13 protein-coding genes, 3 tRNA genes and 1 rRNA gene are annotated in these 19895 nt (G+C 33.8%); 2 read left to right on the top strand and 15 right to left on the bottom strand.

Going from position 1 to position 19895, the window contains the following annotated elements; genetic code table 11:
- Positions 1-13 precede the first annotated feature (13 nt).
- Both MHI00_RS13780 and MHI00_RS13785 read left to right on the top strand, forming a co-directional pair.
- Complete coding sequence (locus tag MHI00_RS13780; protein ID WP_010049790.1) at positions 14-706, top strand: ABC transporter ATP-binding protein; 693 nt, start codon at positions 14-16, stop codon at positions 704-706.
- Between the two features lie 15 nt (positions 707-721).
- The gene (locus MHI00_RS13785) at positions 722-1948 is read left to right on the top strand and encodes an ABC transporter permease (protein ID WP_010049788.1); all 1227 of its coding nucleotides are present in this window, start codon (positions 722-724) and stop codon (positions 1946-1948) included.
- A 154-nt stretch (positions 1949-2102) separates the two neighbouring features.
- Here MHI00_RS13785 and MHI00_RS13790 read toward each other — a convergent pair whose 3' ends face one another.
- The 15 genes from MHI00_RS13790 to MHI00_RS13860 all read right to left on the bottom strand — a co-directional run bounded on the left by MHI00_RS13790 (position 2103) and on the right by MHI00_RS13860 (position 19876).
- Positions 2103-2885 carry an ABC transporter gene (locus tag MHI00_RS13790; RefSeq protein WP_015075552.1) on the bottom strand — a complete coding sequence of 261 codons (783 nt, stop codon included), beginning with the start codon at positions 2883-2885 and terminating at the stop codon, positions 2103-2105.
- Positions 2882-3550, bottom strand: a complete 669-nt coding sequence (locus MHI00_RS13795) for an ATP-binding cassette domain-containing protein (protein ID WP_341114337.1) — start codon at positions 3548-3550, stop codon at positions 2882-2884. Before MHI00_RS13795 ends, MHI00_RS13790 begins: the two co-directional genes overlap by 4 nt.
- 869 nt (positions 3551-4419) lie before the next feature.
- Positions 4420-5811: an L-cystine transporter gene (locus MHI00_RS13800; RefSeq protein ID WP_010049787.1), complete on the bottom strand. Its 1392-nt coding sequence runs from the start codon at positions 5809-5811 to the stop codon at positions 4420-4422.
- A gap of 249 nt (positions 5812-6060) precedes the next feature.
- A complete protein-coding gene (locus MHI00_RS13805) occupies positions 6061-7188 on the bottom strand; it encodes a GGDEF domain-containing protein (RefSeq protein WP_057001757.1) in 1128 nt (375 codons plus the stop codon).
- A 245-nt stretch (positions 7189-7433) separates the two neighbouring features.
- Positions 7434-9242 carry a glutamine--fructose-6-phosphate transaminase (isomerizing) gene (glmS, locus tag MHI00_RS13810; protein ID WP_341114343.1) on the bottom strand — a complete coding sequence of 603 codons (1809 nt, stop codon included), beginning with the start codon at positions 9240-9242 and terminating at the stop codon, positions 7434-7436.
- Positions 9243-9677: 435 nt separating this feature from the next.
- The gene (glmM, locus tag MHI00_RS13815) at positions 9678-11036 is read right to left on the bottom strand and encodes a phosphoglucosamine mutase (protein ID WP_341114345.1); all 1359 of its coding nucleotides are present in this window, start codon (positions 11034-11036) and stop codon (positions 9678-9680) included.
- A gap of 79 nt (positions 11037-11115) precedes the next feature.
- On the bottom strand, positions 11116-12258 hold the full coding sequence (locus MHI00_RS13820) for a CdaR family protein (protein WP_015075546.1): 1143 nt from the start codon (positions 12256-12258) through the stop codon (positions 11116-11118).
- Positions 12255-13097, bottom strand: coding sequence for a diadenylate cyclase CdaA (cdaA, locus tag MHI00_RS13825; protein ID WP_010049781.1), 843 nt, complete (start codon positions 13095-13097; stop codon positions 12255-12257). The genes MHI00_RS13820 and cdaA overlap by 4 nt, the downstream gene beginning before the upstream one ends.
- Positions 13098-13205: 108 nt before the next feature.
- Entirely contained in the window at positions 13206-15803 is a 2598-nt protein-coding gene (locus MHI00_RS13830; RefSeq protein ID WP_341114347.1) for a YfhO family protein, read from the bottom strand.
- Between the two features lie 517 nt (positions 15804-16320).
- Positions 16321-16393, bottom strand: a tRNA-Lys gene (locus MHI00_RS13835).
- A gap of 16 nt (positions 16394-16409) precedes the next feature.
- Positions 16410-16525: ribosomal RNA gene (gene rrf / locus MHI00_RS13840) — 5S ribosomal RNA — on the bottom strand.
- Positions 16526-16625: 100 nt separating this feature from the next.
- Positions 16626-16697 (bottom strand) — tRNA-Gln (locus MHI00_RS13845).
- Positions 16698-16701: 4 nt separating this feature from the next.
- Positions 16702-16785 (bottom strand) — tRNA-Tyr (locus MHI00_RS13850).
- Positions 16786-17048: 263 nt separating this feature from the next.
- On the bottom strand, positions 17049-18011 hold the full coding sequence (locus tag MHI00_RS13855; RefSeq protein WP_010049779.1) for an L-lactate dehydrogenase: 963 nt from the start codon (positions 18009-18011) through the stop codon (positions 17049-17051).
- 422 nt (positions 18012-18433) lie between these two features.
- The gene (locus MHI00_RS13860; RefSeq protein ID WP_341114351.1) at positions 18434-19876 is read right to left on the bottom strand and encodes a glycoside hydrolase family 1 protein; all 1443 of its coding nucleotides are present in this window, start codon (positions 19874-19876) and stop codon (positions 18434-18436) included.
- Positions 19877-19895 lie beyond the last annotated feature (19 nt).

Below are 19895 nucleotides of genomic sequence, written 5' to 3' on the forward strand. Positions count from 1 at the left end.
TGGAGTGAGCAAAATGATTGATTTAAAAGATATTGTTAAAATCTATCGTACCGGTGGCGAAGAACTTGTTGCACTAAAAGAAATCTCTTTGCATATTGCGGAAGGCGAATTCACTTCTATTATGGGACCAAGTGGTTCAGGTAAATCGACGATGATGAACATTCTTGGTTTATTAGACCGCTTTGATAGTGGTACCTATATTTTAAATGGCCAAAACGTAACTGGTTTAAGCGACAATGAAAGTGCTCATGTTAGAAATAAAGAAATTGGCTTTGTTTTCCAATCTTTTAATCTAATGCCACGTATGACGATTTTAGAAAATGTAGAATTACCAATGGTTTATGCTGGAATTCCAGCTAAAGAACGCAAAGAAAGAGCACTGAAAGCTTTAGATCGAGTTGGCTTAAGTGACCGGGTTAAGCATCGTCCAAATGAAATTTCTGGTGGTCAAAAACAACGGGTTGCGATTGCTCGTGCGATTGTAAATACTCCAGCTGTTTTAATGGCTGACGAACCAACAGGAAACTTAGATTCTAAAACAACTCTAGAAATTATGCGTATTTTCCAAGAGTTGAATGCTGAAGGAACAACAATCGTAATGGTTACCCATGAGCCCGAAGTAGCTGCCTACACAAAACGAATTGTCTCCTTTAGAGATGGTGAAATTCAAGATGATCAGCCCCAAATAAATCAAAAACTAGTCTAAGAAAGGAGAGCTTTTATGAATATCAAAGAAAATTTTAAAATGGCTTTAGATAGCATTTTTGCCAATAAAATGCGCTCCTTTCTAACGATGCTAGGAATTATTATTGGGATTGCTTCGGTAATTGCCATCTTAGCTGTCGGAAATGGAGCAACAAGTGAAATTACAGGAACCTTTGATGATTTAGGTGCTTCAACTATTTCATTAAGTGTTGATAACAAAGCAACAAAAGGTGACTATTTAACAAATGCTGATATTCAAGCATTGAAAAATGGAATCCCTAAAATAGAACGGATTTCACCTGATAAAAATCTAACGGGAACCTTGAGTGCAGGTGATGAAAATCGAATGGCCATTGCCTTTGGTGGAACTCCCGATATACAATATGTCAACCAAGCTATGGATAAAACAATTGTATATGGTCGTTTCTTTAATCAAAACGAATACCAAGATAGTAAAAATGTTACTGTAATTAGTGAAGATACCGCTGCGGCTCTCTTCAATGGACGCAAAGATGTTGTAGGGGAAACAGTCAACTTAACCACTCAAGGCGGAACAAATCTCAGCTTGAAGGTTATCGGTGTTGTCAAAGGAACTTTCAGTAAAATGCAAGGCTCTTTCGATACTTCTAGCATGCCTGTTTACTTGGCTATGCCAATTACAACTATGGCAAAATTAGATTCTTCAGCAACTAATTTTACAAGTTTAACAATTCAAGTTGCAGATAAAAACGATATTGAGTCGGTTTCTAAACAAATGGTTCGTTTACTAGAAACACGCCATGACGCCGTTGGAAAAGACTTATATACAGCTACTAACTTCTTACAAGCACTAGACCAAGTCAATAATGTCTTAGGACTATTTATTAACTTTATCGCTGCTGTTGCTGGTATAGCACTATTAGTCGGTGGAATTGGTGTTATGAATATCATGCTCGTTTCTGTTACAGAACGAACTAGGGAAATTGGAACCCGTAAAGCTCTTGGAGCAACAACTAATACTATTCTTTTCCAATTTCTAATGGAATCAGTTATTCTTTCCTTAATAGGAGGAATCATCGGATTGATTTTAGGTATTCTATTAGCCAATGGTGTTGCTGGAGTATTAAATATTGTCCCAAGGATTACACCAGGTGCCATTTTACTAGTCTTACTCTTCTCAAGTGCTGTCGGTGTATTCTTCGGAATTTACCCAGCTAGAAAAGCTGCTAAACTAGATCCAATCGAAGCTTTACGTTATGAATAAAAATAGCAGAAAAGGGTAAGAAGTTTTTAACTTCTTACCCTTTTCTGCTATTTTAAAAGATAATTTGTACATTTTTCAATTTTGCTTAAACTCTGGAAAGATATCATTGCAACTATATTATCTGATCATAGAACACTTTTAAATTATTAACTGACTAAAAGCTATCAAAACTACCTTGTGTTCTTTCTTTTTTCAAAAGTATATTAAATATTAATATACCTACTACTAGCCATAATGAACATACACAGATATAAATAATAAATAGATAGCTATCAAATACCCCTATTGAAAATAAATTTCTACTTATATCAATCCCTGAAGTAAAAGGTATTATATAGATATAGTTAGGTAAATTTAATATAAGTGTATTTGATAAAAACAGTAAAATTGCAGAAACAATCGATACAAATTGTCCGATGCTTTTTTCTTTTAAAGCAAAGCCTGCAAGAATTAGCCCAACACCGTACATTCCGATGATAGACGGTATTGTGAGTACTATTGAAAGAAGAATAAATGGAATATGTGTAAATTCTATATATCCAATGACTAATGAGATTAGGCAAGCAAAAAACAATACAATAATACTTTCTATTATAGAAACTAAAACAGAAAAAAATGAAAGTACAGGATAAGGAATAATTCCCTGTAATTTTACCTCTAGCATACCAGATTTAGCATCACCAACTATTATTGATGATGAATAGCTGAGGGCTATATTGGAAACAGTCCAAAAAATGTACCCAATGAGTAATAATATAGGTCCGTCACTAATTTGAACGTTATAGAAATCAGAAAAATTGGAAGCATCATTAAATATTATTATACCAAGGTACAATGCCAAAAATGTAATAATGTCTGATATAATACTTTTTCGGTATCGAAATAAAATTATGACATCTGCTTTCATGGTTCCAATAATTGAATAAAGAAACTTCATAAATTTCCTTCTCCTTTCATTATAATAGTTTTGCTTTTGTTAACATATATTTCTTCTCCCATTAATTTTTTTTTGATGTCTTGATCATGTGAAACCAGAATAATTTTCTGTTTTTTTTCATTATTTATTTTAATTAAAATATCTTCTAACAGGCCTAAATTGTATGTGTCCAATCCAACTGAAGGTTCATCCAGAAGGAGTACTTTACAATTTGAACAAAAGGCTGATAATAAATGAATTTTCCTTTTTTGGCCGGTAGATAATTCCTCTACTCTTTTATCTAAAATTTCTGTTGCATCAAACAAAGTAGTATAATATTTTAGTCTATTTGTAATCACTTCTTTTTTAGAACCTTTTAATGAACATAGATAATAAATATTTTCTCTACCTGTCAATTTGTAGGTCATCCCTCTTTCTGTTGCAGGCATGTAATAGCAATTTTCTTTACTCCACTTAAAATAATTGACATTACTCTCAATTTGAAATTCACCAGAATCTACCATTAATATTCCAGAAATTATTTTCATTAAGGTAGATTTTCCTGTACCATTTTCTCCGGTAATAAATGCAATAAGCTGATTATCAAAATCAATCATTAAATTTTGTTGATAAAAAAATATATTTTTCCTAAAACTTTTTGTTAAGTTAATAATATTTAGTTTCATAAATCCTCCTCTGGTAAAAGATTGTATATATACATTTCTGCTAGTAGATATTTTTTTCATTACAACATAATTAAGTATATTTAGATATGCGACAAATTTATGATAATATTTAAAAGCATCAGTCTCAGTGACTAAACAATATAGTCCAACTATTAGATTTGTTTATTAATTCACAATGTTTCAGCAAGAAGAACTATAAAAATATAGTAGGGTTCTAGATATTCATCCGTAATTGTGAACAATTTACTGTTGAATGGTATTATTTTGTAATTACTTTTGATAAGTAATAACTCTCTATTTGAACTATTCTCTAACTCAAGAATAATTGAATTGTTTAATCATCAGCTCTTTTCTAATTAAAATATTTAAATCATTACGAGTTGCAACATCTACAGATTAAATTTCTTCAAAGGAATATTTATGTTCTTCTTCCATTGAACTTAGAAGTAGCATATATTTAAAAATCAAAATTTAAAGGTAAATTAAAATCTACAACTGGCATTGAAAGACTCTTTTCTCATTTATTTTGTATTTTTCAATTAAGCCACCTTTCTTATTGTCTATTTAATATATCTGAAATTTCTAATAGAAAATAGCATTTTGATTTCAAAAAATAATTAAATAAACAAAATCATTTTATAATCAAAAAACCATCAACTGTTAATTAAATTATAATCCTTCTTTTTATTTTGTCAATTAACTTTTTCAAATTTAACTAAATATCTTGGATACATTTTATTAGAGCCCTTAAATTTTTCAAAACATTTGAAAAATAGGAAAATCCCCACAAAGTAAATAGATACTTTGCAGGGATTTTCCTATTTTTCTGCCAGAATTTAATAGCTCAAAAGAGCTTTTTATACTCTATTCTATATTGAAGATTCGATTACTGCTGCTTCATCATTTAAAACTGTTTCATCAAATTCTTTAATTCTTTTTGACGTTACAATTCCAGCAATCATGCTGTCACTAACGTTAACTAGCGTTCTTGCCATATCGATTAACGGCTCTACTGAAATAACTAACCCTACAATAGCAATTGGTAAATTCAATGAACCCAGTACGATTAATGAAGCAAAAGTTGCTCCACCACCAACACCAGCTACACCAAATGAACTAATCGTTACAACAGCAATGATAGTTAAAATATACAGCGGACTGAACACATCAATTCCGACTGTTGGAGCAACAATAGCTGCTAACATAGCTGGATAAACACCAGCACATCCGTTTTGACCAATGGTAGCACCAAAACTTGCAGCGAAGTTAGCACTTGCTTCATCAACACCTAAAGCTTTTGTTTGTGTTTCAATGTTTAAAGGAATTGCTCCAGCACTTGAGCGTGAAGTAAAAGCAAAACCTAAAACTGTTGAAGCTTTTTTAATGTAGCTTAAAGGATTAACTTTAACTACCAACAAAATTAATAAATGCATAATAAAGACTACTGCTAAAGCTGAGTACGAAGCCAAAACAAACTTACCTAAATTCCAAATTGCTCGTACATCACTTGTTGCTGTTACTTTAATCATTAATGCTAAAATTCCATAAGGTGTTAAACGTAAAACTAACGTAACAATACGCATTACAATTTTATATAAACTATTAATCAACTTAGCGAAAAATTCGCCCGTCTCTGGATCTTTTTTATTGACTCCCATATAAGCAATTCCGATAAATGCTGAGAAGATGACGACAGCAATCGTACTTGTTGAACGACTTCCTGATAAATCAGCAAAGACATTTGTTGGAATAAAACTAACTACTTGTTCTGGGATACTTAAATTTTCTACTGCTTCTTGACGCTCACCTAACGCTTCAATTCTAGCCGTTTCAGCCTCGCCTTGGACAAATGTTGCACCATCCAAATTAAATATAAACACACTTAAAATTCCAATGAGTGCTGCTACTGCTGTTGTTGCTAATAATGTTCCAATCACGGTGAAACTAATTTTACCTAAATTCTTCGATACACCCAACTTAGTAAATGCACCTACAATTGAAACAAAAATTAGTGGCATAACTAACATTTGTAGCAATGAAACATATCCATTCCCAACAATGTTAATCCAACTAATAGCTCCAATCGTCACTTCACTTTCTGCACCTAAAATGACTTGGATTATGGCACCTAATACGATCCCTGCTCCTAACGCTGAGAAAACACGTGTCGAAAATTTCACATGTTTCTTTTGCATCCAATAAAAGCCATAAATAGCCGCTGCAAATAAAGCTAAAATAATAATAATGTAAAGATTTGTCATAAATAAATCCTCCCTTTGTTTTGCTTTTCCTATGACGGGAAAAGACTATCATCATAAGAGTAAAGGTCTCAGACAAGTCGCTTTTTCCAACGCTTGTCCTAAAAATGAGGATAAAAAAACATTTTTAGTGATTCAGTAATTTTACATTAAAAAAGTAAGTAACGCAATATAAATGCCTAACTTTCTTTTAATTGATTAAAATAACTCCTATTTTAATCAAATTTTTCACTTTATAAGCTAAATAAGTACCTATTCTTTCCAATAACTAACTTGATTACGTCCTAACTCTTTAGCCTGATAAAGAGCCTTGTCCGCTTTCATATAAAATTCTCTTTGATTCTCTTTTCCTACAGAGCATGCCACACCTAATGAAATTGATACTTTAATTCTTCGACCTTCATAATAAAAAGGATAGTTTGCTACAGCGTCACAAATTTCATTTGCTATTTTTAAAGTTTCTTCTAATGATTCATTTTCAATCAACAATGCAAATTCTTCCCCTCCAATTCTAAATACCCGATTTCCATAGTGTGTTACTGACATTTGTTTTAGCAGATTGGCTAACTCTACTAACACATAATTACCTGCTAAATGTCCATACGTATCATTTACTTGTTTAAAATGATCAATATCAAAAAGAATCAGATTACACTGATACTTATTTTTTTCAACCTGTTGAAAAAGAACTGGATAAAGTTGATTAAATGCTTTTAAATTTCCTAATTTTGTTAGTTCATCTGTTAAATTATCCGCCATTGTTTGAAAAAAGTGTTCAGATAAATAAGCTAAATAGCGAACGCTAAAAAAAGTAATACTGCTAATAATAACAAAATTTAGATAGTCGGGTACCATGTAATCCAAAGAATAAACATGAACACCATCAAAATTAATAAAATAAACAGCAAACCAAATTGGAATTACAAAAAGACAACTTAAAAAAAAGAGTTTAATTTGATTCCCCTTAACTAGTTTCTTCGTTATAGCAACGGTCAAAAGAAAGACGCTAAAGGTAACGATATAAGCTACAGATACGAGTGTAATCCCATTAATAAAAAAGCTAAATACTCCTGCAAGAAAAACAGAAATAAAAGAAACACGAGCGCTAATAAAGATTGTTGGAAGCAAAATAATAACTAAGCGTAAATTACTATATAAATAGTAATAATTTTCTTTTTGCGACATGTACAACAAATAAATTGAAAAAATACTCATTATTATCCCAGAGCTCAACTCAAGCAAATAATGATATTTTTTTTCAGTCATTTTTTCTTTCAAAGTAACTCTAAAAATAGTTATCCACATAACTTGGATAAAAAATATGCCTAAAATTGATGTTGTCCCGGTAATATAAGGTTCCATTATTTTTAATAACTCCATTTAAGACACACCTCACATTCGTTTCAACTTTATTTTTTCTCTATTGTACCATTTCTACAATTACTTGTTTATAACAAGATGTAAGAAAATCCGTTTTGCTCAGAATAAACTGAAGGCACTTGTTGAAGTTTAAGACAGAGCAGGTTTTTAGAACCTAATTATAACAAGGTGTAAAAAATCTAAATTGCTCTAACTAGAAAAAAATAAGAACCCTTTTTAATAAAAAGGGTTCTTATTTTTATGCTTTACTCAACAGTTACACTTTTAGCTAGATTTCTTGGTTTATCAACATCATTTCCACGATGTAAGCTCGTATAGTAACTTAATAGTTGCGTTGGAACAACGCTCACTAACGGTGTTAACAATTCGTGTACTTGCGGTAAAACAAATTGATCATCTTCATGTGCTACATTTTCCATCGCTATGACTAAACTATGAGCACCTCTAGAGTTCACCTCTGAAACATTTCCACGAGTATGTCCTGCAATCGATTCTTCAGTAATAATCGCAATGACTGGCGTTCCTTCCTCAATTAAAGCAATTGTACCATGCTTCAATTCCCCAGCAGCAAAACCCTCTGTTTGAACGTAAGATATTTCTTTTAATTTTAATGCTGCTTCCATAGCAACATAATAATCTAATCCTCTACCTATATAGAAAGCATTGCGACTAATACTTAAATAATCTGCCGCCAATTCTTCTAAACGCTCTTTATCCGAGACAATAGCCTCCATCGCAGCTGCTGCAATCCCAATTTCATGGGCCATATCAACTGTTTGAGACAAACCTTTAGCTTTAGCTGCTATATCAGCTAAAATGGCTAAGACAGCAATCTGTGCTGTATATGCCTTCGTTGAAGCCACAGCAATTTCTGGACCAGCATGCAACAATAAAGTAAATTGTGCTTCTCTCGATAATGTCGATCCAGGCACATTCGTAATAGTCAATGTTGGATATCCCATTTGATTTATTCTCACTAGTACTTGACGGCTATCAGCAGTTTCACCACTTTGTGTTAAAAAGATAAAGAATGGTTTTTTAGTCAGTAAAGGCATATTATACCCAAACTCACTTGATAAATGAACTTCTGTTGGAATTCCAGCCAAATTTTCAATTAATTGTTTTCCAGCCCAACCTGCATTATAGCTAGTACCACAAGCAACAATATAAACTCGATCGCTGTCTAATAACGTTTGAGTAATAGTTGAATCAATGGCCAACTTCCCATCCATTCCTTGATAATGTTGAATGATTTTTCGCATAACTGCAGGCTGTTCATCAATTTCTTTCAACATATAATAAGCATATGTCCCTTTTTCTAAATCATTTAAATCAATTTCAGCTGTATAAGATGCTCGATCTATCTTTTCTCCAGCCAGATTTTCAATTGAAATATCATTCTTAGTCACCGTAACAACTTCGCCATCCATCAGTTCAACAAATTGATTCGTCACTTGAATCATTGCCATGGCGTCACTACATACGGCGTTAAAATTTTCGCCTACTCCAATTAATAATGGACTTTTATTTTTAGCAACATAAATAGCATCTGGATTTTCTAAATCCATTAAAGCTAGAGCATAAGAACCTTTCAATGTAACAATCGCTTTTTTAAATGCATCTAACGTAGCTAAGCCTTCATTTTCAGCAAACCAAGCAATTAATTGAACAATGACCTCAGTATCCGTTTCACTAACAAAATCAACATCTGTCAAATAAGCGTCCCGCACCTCTCTATAATTCTCAATAACCCCGTTATGCACTAATGTAAATCGACCACTAGTTGATTGGTGAGGATGCGCATTATTAACACTAGGAATACCGTGAGTAGCCCATCGTGTATGTCCAATGCCTTTCGTTCCAGCAACATCGTCTGAAACAATTTTACGTAATGCAGCAATTCTGCCCTTTTCTTTAAATAAATGACCTGCTCCACCTTCATCAACTACATAAATCCCAGCTGAATCATATCCTCGATATTCTAATTTTTCTAACCCCTGCAACAATACTTCCTTCGTATCTTGCTCTCCAATAAATCCGACAATCCCACACATAAATTAAAATCCTACTTTCTATTAGTTGTTTTTTCGCTTCTAGATGCATAGAACTATTTTTGTTAGTAAGTTGCCTTACTTTTTTTTTAGTTCTTATAGACTACATTAGCCTAGAGCCATCCGCCGAATCCTTCGATAAGCTCTCTCCTCGTCACCTTCATCTTGTGGAATGTTCCTAACATGAAATAAAGGCCTGGCGCTATCCTTATTAAAATTGGTACACTACTCTCCTTTATATAAAATCACTAACTAGAAGCAAGATTAATATTAAACTATACCGATTTGTTTGTCAATAATAATCAACACCTTAAAAAAATTGGTATACCTTCAAAACGAATTATACGTTACATGGAAATGTCCTTAAAATAGTCTGTTTTATGCGAAAAAAAGACGAAGTTATAAAAACTTCGTCTCTCAATTTATTCTATAAAATTTTTATTCTGCTAGACCAATTTCTTGTCTCACAACATCCGAAATTTTATCTACATATAAATTTACTTTTTCTTCTGTTGGTGCTTCGCCCATCACTCGTAAAAGTGGTTCTGTTCCACTTGCACGAACTAGAATTCGTCCATCACCATTCATCTCTTTTTCAACTTCATCAATAATCGCCTTAATTGCTGGCACATCCATTGCGCCATCTTTATCACTTACACGAATATTAACTAGTTTTTGTGGATAGTTTGAAACTTCCGCAGCTAGTTCAGATAATTTTTTACCTGTTTGTTTCATGACATTCAACAACTGAATTCCTGATAGCATCCCATCTCCAGTTGTATTATAGTCTAAGAAAACCATATGACCTGATTGTTCTCCACCAAAATTGTACCCATTTTTGCGCATTTCTTCAACGACATAACGGTCACCAACTTGTGTTTGTAAAGCTGTCATTCCTGCTGATTCAACCGCTTTATGGAAGCCTAAATTACTCATAACAGTCGCCACAATTGTATCTTTCTTTAAACGACCTTTTTCCATTAAATATTTTCCACAAATATACATGATTTTATCGCCATCAACAATTTGTCCTAATTCATCAACCGCAATTACTCGATCGCCATCGCCATCAAATGCTAATCCAGCATCTGCGCCTTTTTCTAAAACAAATTCAGCTAATTTTTCAGGGTGTGTTGATCCAACACCATCATTAATATTAATACCATTTGGTGATGCTCCCATCACATCAAAATCCGTTTCCAAGTCTGCAAATAAGCGATTTAATAACGGAGCTGTTGCTCCATTTGCACCATCTAAACAGACTTGAATTCCAGCCAAATCACTTGGTATTGTTTGTTGTAAAAATTGAGTATATTTTAATGATCCTTCTAAATACTCATCAACTGTTCCCAATCCAACTGCACTTGGTCTTGGCAAATCATCTATCTCATGATCTAATAATGCTTCTATTTCAAGCTCTTGTTCATCCGATAGTTTAAAACCGTCTGATCCGAAAAATTTGATACCATTATCTGGTGCCGGATTATGAGAAGCTGAAATCATAACTCCAGCTGCTGCACCTTGAACTCTAGTCAAGTATGCCACTCCAGGTGTCGAAATTACGCCTAGTTGCATCACTTCAATCCCTACTGAAAGTAACCCTGCAACTAATGCAGATTCTAGCATTTGTCCTGAAATTCGTGTATCTCTACCAACCAAAACGCGCGGATGTGTTGCCCCTTCTGAATGCTGTGTCAATACATAGCCCCCAAAGCGACCTAATTTAAATGCTAACTCCGGTGTTAATTCAGAATTGGCAACCCCTCTAACACCATCAGTTCCAAAATATTTTCCCATATTTTAATTTCTCCTTTGTCATTTTAATCTGCTTGCGTTTAACCCACTAGAAACTTTTTCTATTTGTTAGAAAAAGGACTTAATCGGTTTCTTTACTAGATACTTGACTAGAATCTTTGCTGCTTGACTCACTCTCAGCAGAACTACTACTACTAGACTCACTACTCGATTCACTACTTGAGCTGCTACTTGACGACCCATTACCAGATTCTGGTGGTGGACTATTGCCTGATCCACCACTACTGCTACCATTTGAAGTATTACTAACTGTAATCACTACTTGAACGGTTTGAGGACTGACTGAACTAATTCCACTTGGTAAAGAAAGAGCAATTTCCTTGGTCGTTGTTTCCGTAATTCCTGTTACATCAACATTCACTACGAAATTAGTAAATTCATCTAAATCTGTACTTTTCCCTGCAACATTAATCGTAGAAATATCATTTTTCAAACTTAAACGATAAGTTTTGCCTGCAACAGGTGTACCTGTTTGATTTAAAGAAATCGGCAAATCTTTATTAGCGGCTATTACCGGAATTGTTACACTCACTTCACTTGGATTCACAACAACATCCAAACTGTTACCATCGGCATCCTCGACTTGAACCGCAACTTTTGTTTTGATATCTTTTTTCACACCATTTTCAACTGAAACGACAGCTTTAACAGTAGCAACTTTATCAACTTCAGATTCAGCACCTGAAATTTCAACAGTATTTTTATCTAAAACAGGTGTACCTGATTCATAGCCTCTAGCTAAAAGTGCATCATTAAATTCAACGTTCACATCAAATGTTTTCACTTTTTTATTTTCAATTGTTATTTTAGCTTCACTAGGAGTAACGGAAACCCCTAATTTGTCACTAAAACCTTCTGGAGTCAGTTGGATTGTATGTTCACCAACACCTAATTTAGTTAAGTTTTTCGCCACCACTTTAAAGTTTTGGGAAGTAACAGTTTGACTAATAATACTTTTTAATCCTTCTAATTTCACAGAAACCGTTTGAGGAACCCCTGAAACATAATATTTGTCGTGATCAACATCCACATACACAGGAACGTTAGAAATTACTTCACTCCCTCTTGGGTTTAAGCTACTTGCAGCATCATTTGTATTTAAAAGTCCATTTTTTTCAAAATTAACATATCCAAAAAGTAGCAATGAAAAGCCTAAGGCAACAATTCTAAGAAACCAAGGACTATTATAAATTTTTTCAATCATTTAGAGTCCTCCTTTTTAGAAAAACCATCAATGAAAACTTGGATAGGATTCTTTTTATGCTCTTCTTCCTTCACAACAATCTCTTTAATCAAATAATTTACGAACTCTTCTTGAGTTAAATCTCTTAAAAGCTCGCTATTGCGGGTGATACTGATTCCGCCCGTTTCTTCTGAGACAATAATCGTTACTGCATCGGTCACTTCACTCAATCCAATAGCAGCGCGATGCCTTGTCCCTAATTCTTTAGGAATTAATGAACTTTCAGAAAGCGGTAAATAACCTGCTGCTGCTGCGATTTTATAGTCTTTGATAATCACTGCACCATCATGTAACGGAGTATTTGGAATAAAGATATTGATGAGTAACTCACCTGAAATATCAGCATCTAAAGGAATTCCTGTTTCAATATACTCATCTAGACCAGTTTCCATTTCAATTGAGATTAATGCACCAATACGACGTTTCGCCATATATTGCACTGATTTGTCTAATGCTTCGATTAAACGTTTTGTTGGGTCAACTTGGCGTTTTGTGCGGCCAAAGATAGCTCCTCTACCCAGATGTTCCAATCCACGACGAACCTCTGGCTGAAAAACAATAATAGTCGCAATAACTCCCCAAGATATCACTTGATCCATAAGCCAATCAACTGTTTCTAAATTGAGAAGAAAACTAACCATCTTAATTACAATAATGACAGCAATTCCTTTTAAAAGTTGAATTGCCTTCGTCCCTTTTAATAGTGTGATTAATTTATACACAAAAAACCATACAACTAAAATGTCTATTACATTAAAAAAGTTTCGCCACGTAAATAGTTGTGTCCAATCTATCGACATACATGCACCTCCATGATATTCTACGTGCCATTATTTTTTATTATACCATAATTTCCAATGATTCTTATGGTAAATCTTACTTTATAACCTGATTGCAACTGAATTTAATTAGTTGGCTCTGTTTTTTATTCGTTTTCTTTTTTGATACCAATCAACTAAACTCAAACTAACTAGACCAGCTAATGCACCGTAGCTAATAAAACTACCAATTTGAAATCCTTCTGGTGAGTAATTTAATTCAATTTGGTGTTCCCCTTTAGAAACTGGAATCCCAATAAAATTTCCTGCAACTTTCTGGAGTTTAACTTTTTCACCATCTACGCTAGCTTTCCACTTTTCATCATACGGAATTGAAACAAAAAGTAGTTCATGATCTGATTGAACATTTACCTTACCTTCTACTTTGCTAGCTTTCCAATCACTAACTATCAAACGATTTTGCTCAAGAGTCCGAATGGTTTGATAGTAGGTGGAACCATTCATAGTCTGAACATTTTCACCTGTCATTTTTATTGTTTTTGAACTAGAAAAATCAAGTAAGATCTGTGTCCCCTTTTTAAAATCACCCAAGTCGAGCAATGCTTGATTTTTTATATTTACTCTTGGCACTATTTTTTCATGATTAACAAATACTTGAATTTTTTCTAGTCGATTATTTGGTAAATACAAATAAAGCGGACCATCTGCTTTCGCTGTTACAAAATAAGAATTTGGTGCTATACTCTGCATCACTTCCGCCGGTTCAAAAAGTGGCTGGTCGAATGCATATATGCTCTCAGCTAATGCATTTTGATTAGCAAATGGCTGGTTATCCTTCAATTTTACATCGGCAAATGCTAGTGGAACTGTGTAGCCAATACTTGTAGCCATACTCGGATTTTTAGGCACAATTTGCCCAAAATCACTTTTGACAATCGCGAATTCAGCTTCCTCTGGATTTGGCTCATCAAGGCTATACCTAGTATTAAATAAATAATCTAAAAATGGTGTCTGTCCAACATCACTAATCCGCCGTTCATTCCGACTAAATAGACCTAATCTAGCCAAACTTAATCTTAAATTTTCATTCAATGTAGAACTATAATAAGGTGTACTATTATAGCTATAAAGGAAACTTTCATTGTAGCCATTGTCCACTCCATTAATTGCATTTTCAATTCTAAATAAATCTGAATCTTTTGCCTTCATCTCATCGATTAAATAATTATAATTCGTCATATCACTACGGAAACGCGGTTCGTCAGCTAGCGGTGTTTCACCTAACATATTATAAAAATTAAATCCAAGCTCTAAAAATAAAGCTAAAAATAATACCCAATGACGTTTTTTCGAATTTCTAACCCAAACTAAAAGTAGCCCCATTATTAAAAATATACCTACTGAAATAAAAAACAACGACAATTGTAATGGCACAGCTGATTGAAAAGGTAAGTCTTTAAAGAATTGACTTTTCTTCACTAACCAAGGCAAAATTAACCAGCTATAGCCATAACCGATAGCTAGTAATCCCACTAAACTCCCTGTAACTTTTAGAATCGTTTTATTCGATAGATCTGATCGTTTTTGCCAACTTTCATAAGCTAGAAAAATAAGGACAAAACTTAACATATAGGTATTTCTATATGGGAAGCCTGCAGCTAGTTGAAACATGTGCCAAACAGTGTTAAAGCTCTGCAACCAAAAACTAAAAAAGAAAATAGCAATCAAAGAAAAACTCAACCATTTTTCTTTGCGAGAAATAGTTTTAATAAAAAAGTAACTCAATGCTAAAATCAATACAAAGCTACCAACGAAAATAGTAGGCAGATGATCCAAGCGACTATTAAAACCAGTATTTTCAAGACCTAATTGAACCAAAAAGTCCAAACCAAAACGTGGTATGGGCAGAAAAATATGCCAATCAACAGCGGACTTTCCAGTTTGTAGCATACCAAGCGCTGCTGGAACTAAAATAAAGCCACTTAAACCTGCGCCAATCACAGAATAAACAATAAAATTCCGCCACTTTACTTTTGTTTGCTTAAAATACTCTTTAATAGTAGTAAATTCTGTCTTTTTTGCTGTCCAATAAATAAAGTAACATAATGCAAATAGACAAGACATATAGCCTAAATAGTAATTACTCACAATTACTGCAAATAAACTTAAACAATAAAACAATTTTTTATTTTGTTCAACTAAATAATGAATACTTAAGGCGAGTATCGGTAACCAAATCAAAGCATCTAACCACATAATATTATATAGATAAATACCTACAAATCCGCAAAAAGCATACGCTAAAGCAAAAAATAATTGCGCCCATTCAACTTTTCGGTACGTCTGACTCAAATAAAAAAATAAGCTTCCTGAAATAAAACAAATTTTCAGCATAATAACAATCGTAACACTTGTAGCTAAATAAGCGTTTGGAGTCACTAAGAAAAGGACATTGAAAGGACTCATTAAGTAATAAGCCGCTAAAGGTAAAAAATCATCCCCCATTCCACTAGAAAATGAATAAAGCGGACTTCCATCCCCAATAATCATTTCTTTAAAATAGGCAAAGAAAGGAACATATTGTGTGCCCAAATCACTGACTAATAAATTAGAGTCTCCAAACGGCGTCACTTTCATACTAAGAAAAACAGGAACTAAAATCAGCAAAGGTAAAATTAAACTTATTACCTGAAACAATATCTGCTTCCTTCTCGTTTCTTTATTCATCAAAAAACCTCAATTTCTATAAAATATCTTTAAAATTTTATTTTATTCTATCTAATTCATCCAATTGTCACTCACTCTTATTTTTAAACTATCGAATAACGGACGTTTGATACAGAATATAATTATACCATTTAGCTCTTAATATTTCCTAAAGAAACCTATTAAAATTAAAGAATTATTAAAACAAATTGGGAAGTACGCTTCTTCTCATGAAAAATAAAAACATTTTTCCGGTTTATATTCGTCCTTTATTTCCGATGCGTACTATGGTTCTAAGCTCCTAAAGCAGCAAGAACCTTGAAAAACCAAAACATTATTCGATTACATTCGTCCCCTCAGGCCGATGCATACTATGGTTCTAAGCTGCTAAAGCAGCAAGAACCTTGAAAAACCAAAACATTATTCGATTACATTCGTCCCTTCAGGCCGATGCATACTATGGTTCTAAGCTGCTAAAGCAGCAAGAACCATAGCAAAAAAAAGCGCCTACGACAATTCTGTCGTAAACACTTAGTGATGAGTCATGTAGGATTCGAACCTACGACCCTCTGATTAAAAGTCAGATGCTCTACCAACTGAGCTAATGACTCTAAATAATATACAAAAGACGGGCAACGTCCTACTCTTGCGGAGGGAAACCCTCAACTACACTCGGCGCTAAGAAGCTTAACTACTGTGTTCGGCATGGGAACAGGTGTATCCTTCTTGCTATCGCCACCAGACAATTTGTATTTATTTAGATTTTATCTTACTAGAATATTCATAAAAATTATGCATTTTTATTCGTATCTATCTACTATCTTAAACAGTAGATTTAAGTAACTGGGCTAGCTGGATTCGAACCAACGCATAACAGAGTCAAAGTCTGTTGCCTTACCGCTTGGCGATAGCCCAATAATGGTGGAGGGGGGCAGATTCGAACTGCCGAACCCGAAGGAGCGGATTTACAGTCCGCCGCGTTTAGCCACTTCGCTACCCCTCCATAATTAAGGAATATAAATTATAATACTACTCAACGAGAGTTATTATAACAGGATTGGTGAAAAATTGTCAATACTTTTTTTAAGTATTTAATGCATATTTATTTCAAAACTGCATAATTTGCAACAACTCCATTAGTATAATACAGATTCGAGTAGTTCGCAAGAGTTATTTTACAAATAATCAATTTTTTTCCAAATAGTTCTAAAAAGCTAAAGAAAAATGGCCAAAATACTGCCGATAAATTTCTTTAGCCTCGTCTTTTTATAATAGATTTTTAAATGCGTCTTCTTGCATAAGTCGAATCGTCGAAACAGATTCATGCATTTTTTGCTTTTCTAAATCATTTAATGGAATTTCAATAATAGACTTAATTCCTTCTCGATTTACGACAGCTGGAGAACCAATATATATATCTTTTTCCCCATAAGCCCCATCCAAATAAACTGAGAGTGGTAAAATAGCATTTTCATCATCAAAAATAGCTTTTGTAATTCGAGCTAAAGCTATCGCAATCCCATAGTGAGTTGATCCTTTACGCTGAATAATCTTATAAGCCGCATCTCTGACATCTGTCACTAATTTAATTAAACTTTCCTCAGTCACTTCTGGATGCTCTCTCATCCACTCGTAAATTTGCAAACCACCTATATTAGCATGGGACCATACAGGAAATTGCGTATCGCCATGCTCACCAATGATATATGCATGCACATCTCGGGCATCCACATCAGTTATCCCTGCTAAGGCTCCTCTAAAACGAGCACTATCTAAGGACGTACCTGATCCGATAACTCTTTGAGTTGGTAATCCAGAAAATTTCCAAACTGCATAAGTTAAAATATCAACAGGATTACTAGCTACTAAAAAGATTCCGTCAAATCCACTAGCCATTACTTGATCTACTATGATTTTAGCTATTTTAAAATTCTTTTTAATTAAGTCTAAGCGGGTTTCATTTTCAGCCTGTGCTGCTCCAGCAGTAATCACAACTAAATCCGCATCTTTACAATCTGCATAAGTTGCTGCATAGATTTTTTTGGGCGATGTAAAAGCTAGACCATCCGATAAATCTAAGGCATCTCCCTCACTTTTACCTGTGTCCAAATCAATAATGCCTAATTCACGACCAATATTTTGTGCAACTAAAGCAAATGCGTAACTAGATCCTACATCACCCGCACCAATCAAAATAATTTTTTCTTGATTTTTATCCGCTTGTTTCATGTTGTTCCTCCATTCTATATACTAGCTCCCATAGTCGTTTACATTCGACTTTACCTTCTATTAATCAGTAAAAATTAAACACTCTATAATTCAAGTTGAGAATACCATTTTTTTTACATGTAAGGCAACAAATTCGATTCCTACTTCCATTAAAGAAAACCCATAAATAAGATAAAAACAGAAAAAATGTCCTATGATTTAAGCCTAGTAGTCTGAAAAATATTTTCTTACGTTTCTAATTTATTTAATCAGCACATGGATCTAGCTCGATATTTATGTAACTTTTTGATAGTGTCGGTGATTTAGATAGTGGTTGAACTGTACATAAAAAACGTTTAAAGTATTCGTAAAGTCTACGATACTCTAAACGCCCTTTTCCATCATTCTTTTAATTGGAACATAATGACTTTTTTAACACCTTGTTAATTTTGTTCTCCATTTTTTTCAATCAACTCTTTAAACCAAAAATAGCTCTTTTTAGGAATACGTCTCAATGTCTTTTCATCATGTTCATCACGGTCTATATAAACCATTCCATAACGTTTTTGATATCCATTCAACCAACTTAATAAATCTGTATAGCTCCACGTACAATACCCTAAAACTTCCACACCATCTGTTAAAGCTTCTTGGATTGCCGATACATGTTGAGATAAATAATCAATTCGATAATCATCGTTAATCTGATCGTCTGACTCTAACGTATCAAACGCTCCTAGTCCATTCTCTGTAATCAGGATGGGCAAATGATAGCGATTTTCAATTCGGCGTAAAGCTACATGTAAACCTTGTGGATCAATAGTCCAATCCCAATCTGTCGTTTCAGTATAAGGGTTTTTCACCGTTTTATACATTCCTGGAATTCCACTATCTTTTGACGTCCCTTTTTTCCCAGAAAAGTTCATTTCTGCTACTCCTACACCACCAATTAATGGATTGTATTCAACAGTAGTCGTTTGATAATAATTTAACCCCATAAAGTCAGGTTTCCCAGCTTTTAATAACTCCATATCCCCAGGTAAAATGGTTGGTGCTATTCCGTTTTCACTCAAATAGTGCATTGTCGCTTTAGGATATTCTCCCCAAACATAAACATCCATCCAAAAATGTGCCAACAACTCTTCTGCATTCTCACTTGCTAATACATCATTTGGATTAGGCGTTGCTGGATAAACTGGAGAATAAGCAAAACTTGGTCCTATTAATGCTTCTGGAATATTTAAAGCTTTAAAAGATTGAATAACCTTTGCATTGGCTAAGTTAGCAATATGATTCACTTCATAAAATCGTTTTTCATCTTTAACTGCCGGAGGATGACTTCCATAACGATAGCCAAAACCAACAAATATATTTTGTTCATTTAAACTAACCCAATGCTTCACTCTATCCCCGTAACGTTTAAATAAAGTAACTGCATAGTTATTGAAATCTTCAATAACTTGACGATTTTCCCATCCACCATAAGCATCCATTAAGGCTTGTGGAATATCCCAGTGATACAAAGTCACGACAGGAACAATATTATAGCTCAATAGTTCATCAATTAATCGATCGTAAAAAGCTAAACCTGCCTCATTAATTTCCCCAGTTCCATCAGGAAAAATACGGCTCCAAGCAATTGAGAAACGATAAGCTTTTAGCCCTTGCTCTGCCATTAACTTAACATCTTCCTTATATCGATGATAGTGATCAACTGCAACATCTCCATTTGTACCTTGGAAGGTTGCACCAGGCACTTTAGCGTAGTTGTCCCAAACTGACTTCCCTTTACCATCTACATTCCAAGCCCCTTCTACTTGATAGGCTGCACTTGCGCTTCCCCATAAAAAAGTTGAAGGAAAACTAACTTTTTTTGAATAATCCATTTTAGACTCACTCCTCTAT

Source organism: Carnobacterium sp. FSL E2-0243, assembly GCF_038003605.1.
Classification (GTDB): domain Bacteria; phylum Bacillota; class Bacilli; order Lactobacillales; family Carnobacteriaceae; genus Carnobacterium; species Carnobacterium maltaromaticum.

Bases quoted from the DNA above. Each gene is read 5' to 3' on its own strand.
- MHI00_RS13780 (WP_010049790.1), top strand. From the start codon at position 14: ATGATTGATTTAAAAGATATTGTTAAAATCTATCGTACCGGTGGCGAA.
- MHI00_RS13785 (WP_010049788.1), top strand. From the start codon at position 722: ATGAATATCAAAGAAAATTTTAAAATGGCTTTAGATAGCATTTTTGCC.
- MHI00_RS13790 (WP_015075552.1), bottom strand. From the start codon at position 2,885: ATGAAGTTTCTTTATTCAATTATTGGAACCATGAAAGCAGATGTCATA.
- MHI00_RS13795 (WP_341114337.1), bottom strand. From the start codon at position 3,550: ATGAAACTAAATATTATTAACTTAACAAAAAGTTTTAGGAAAAATATA.
- MHI00_RS13800 (WP_010049787.1), bottom strand. From the start codon at position 5,811: ATGACAAATCTTTACATTATTATTATTTTAGCTTTATTTGCAGCGGCT.
- MHI00_RS13805 (WP_057001757.1), bottom strand. From the start codon at position 7,188: ATGGAGTTATTAAAAATAATGGAACCTTATATTACCGGGACAACATCA.
- glmS (WP_341114343.1), bottom strand. From the start codon at position 9,242: ATGTGTGGGATTGTCGGATTTATTGGAGAGCAAGATACGAAGGAAGTA.
- glmM (WP_341114345.1), bottom strand. From the start codon at position 11,036: ATGGGAAAATATTTTGGAACTGATGGTGTTAGAGGGGTTGCCAATTCT.
- MHI00_RS13820 (WP_015075546.1), bottom strand. From the start codon at position 12,258: ATGATTGAAAAAATTTATAATAGTCCTTGGTTTCTTAGAATTGTTGCC.
- cdaA (WP_010049781.1), bottom strand. From the start codon at position 13,097: ATGTCGATAGATTGGACACAACTATTTACGTGGCGAAACTTTTTTAAT.
- MHI00_RS13830 (WP_341114347.1), bottom strand. From the start codon at position 15,803: ATGAATAAAGAAACGAGAAGGAAGCAGATATTGTTTCAGGTAATAAGT.
- MHI00_RS13855 (WP_010049779.1), bottom strand. From the start codon at position 18,011: ATGAAACAAGCGGATAAAAATCAAGAAAAAATTATTTTGATTGGTGCG.
- MHI00_RS13860 (WP_341114351.1), bottom strand. From the start codon at position 19,876: ATGGATTATTCAAAAAAAGTTAGTTTTCCTTCAACTTTTTTATGGGGA.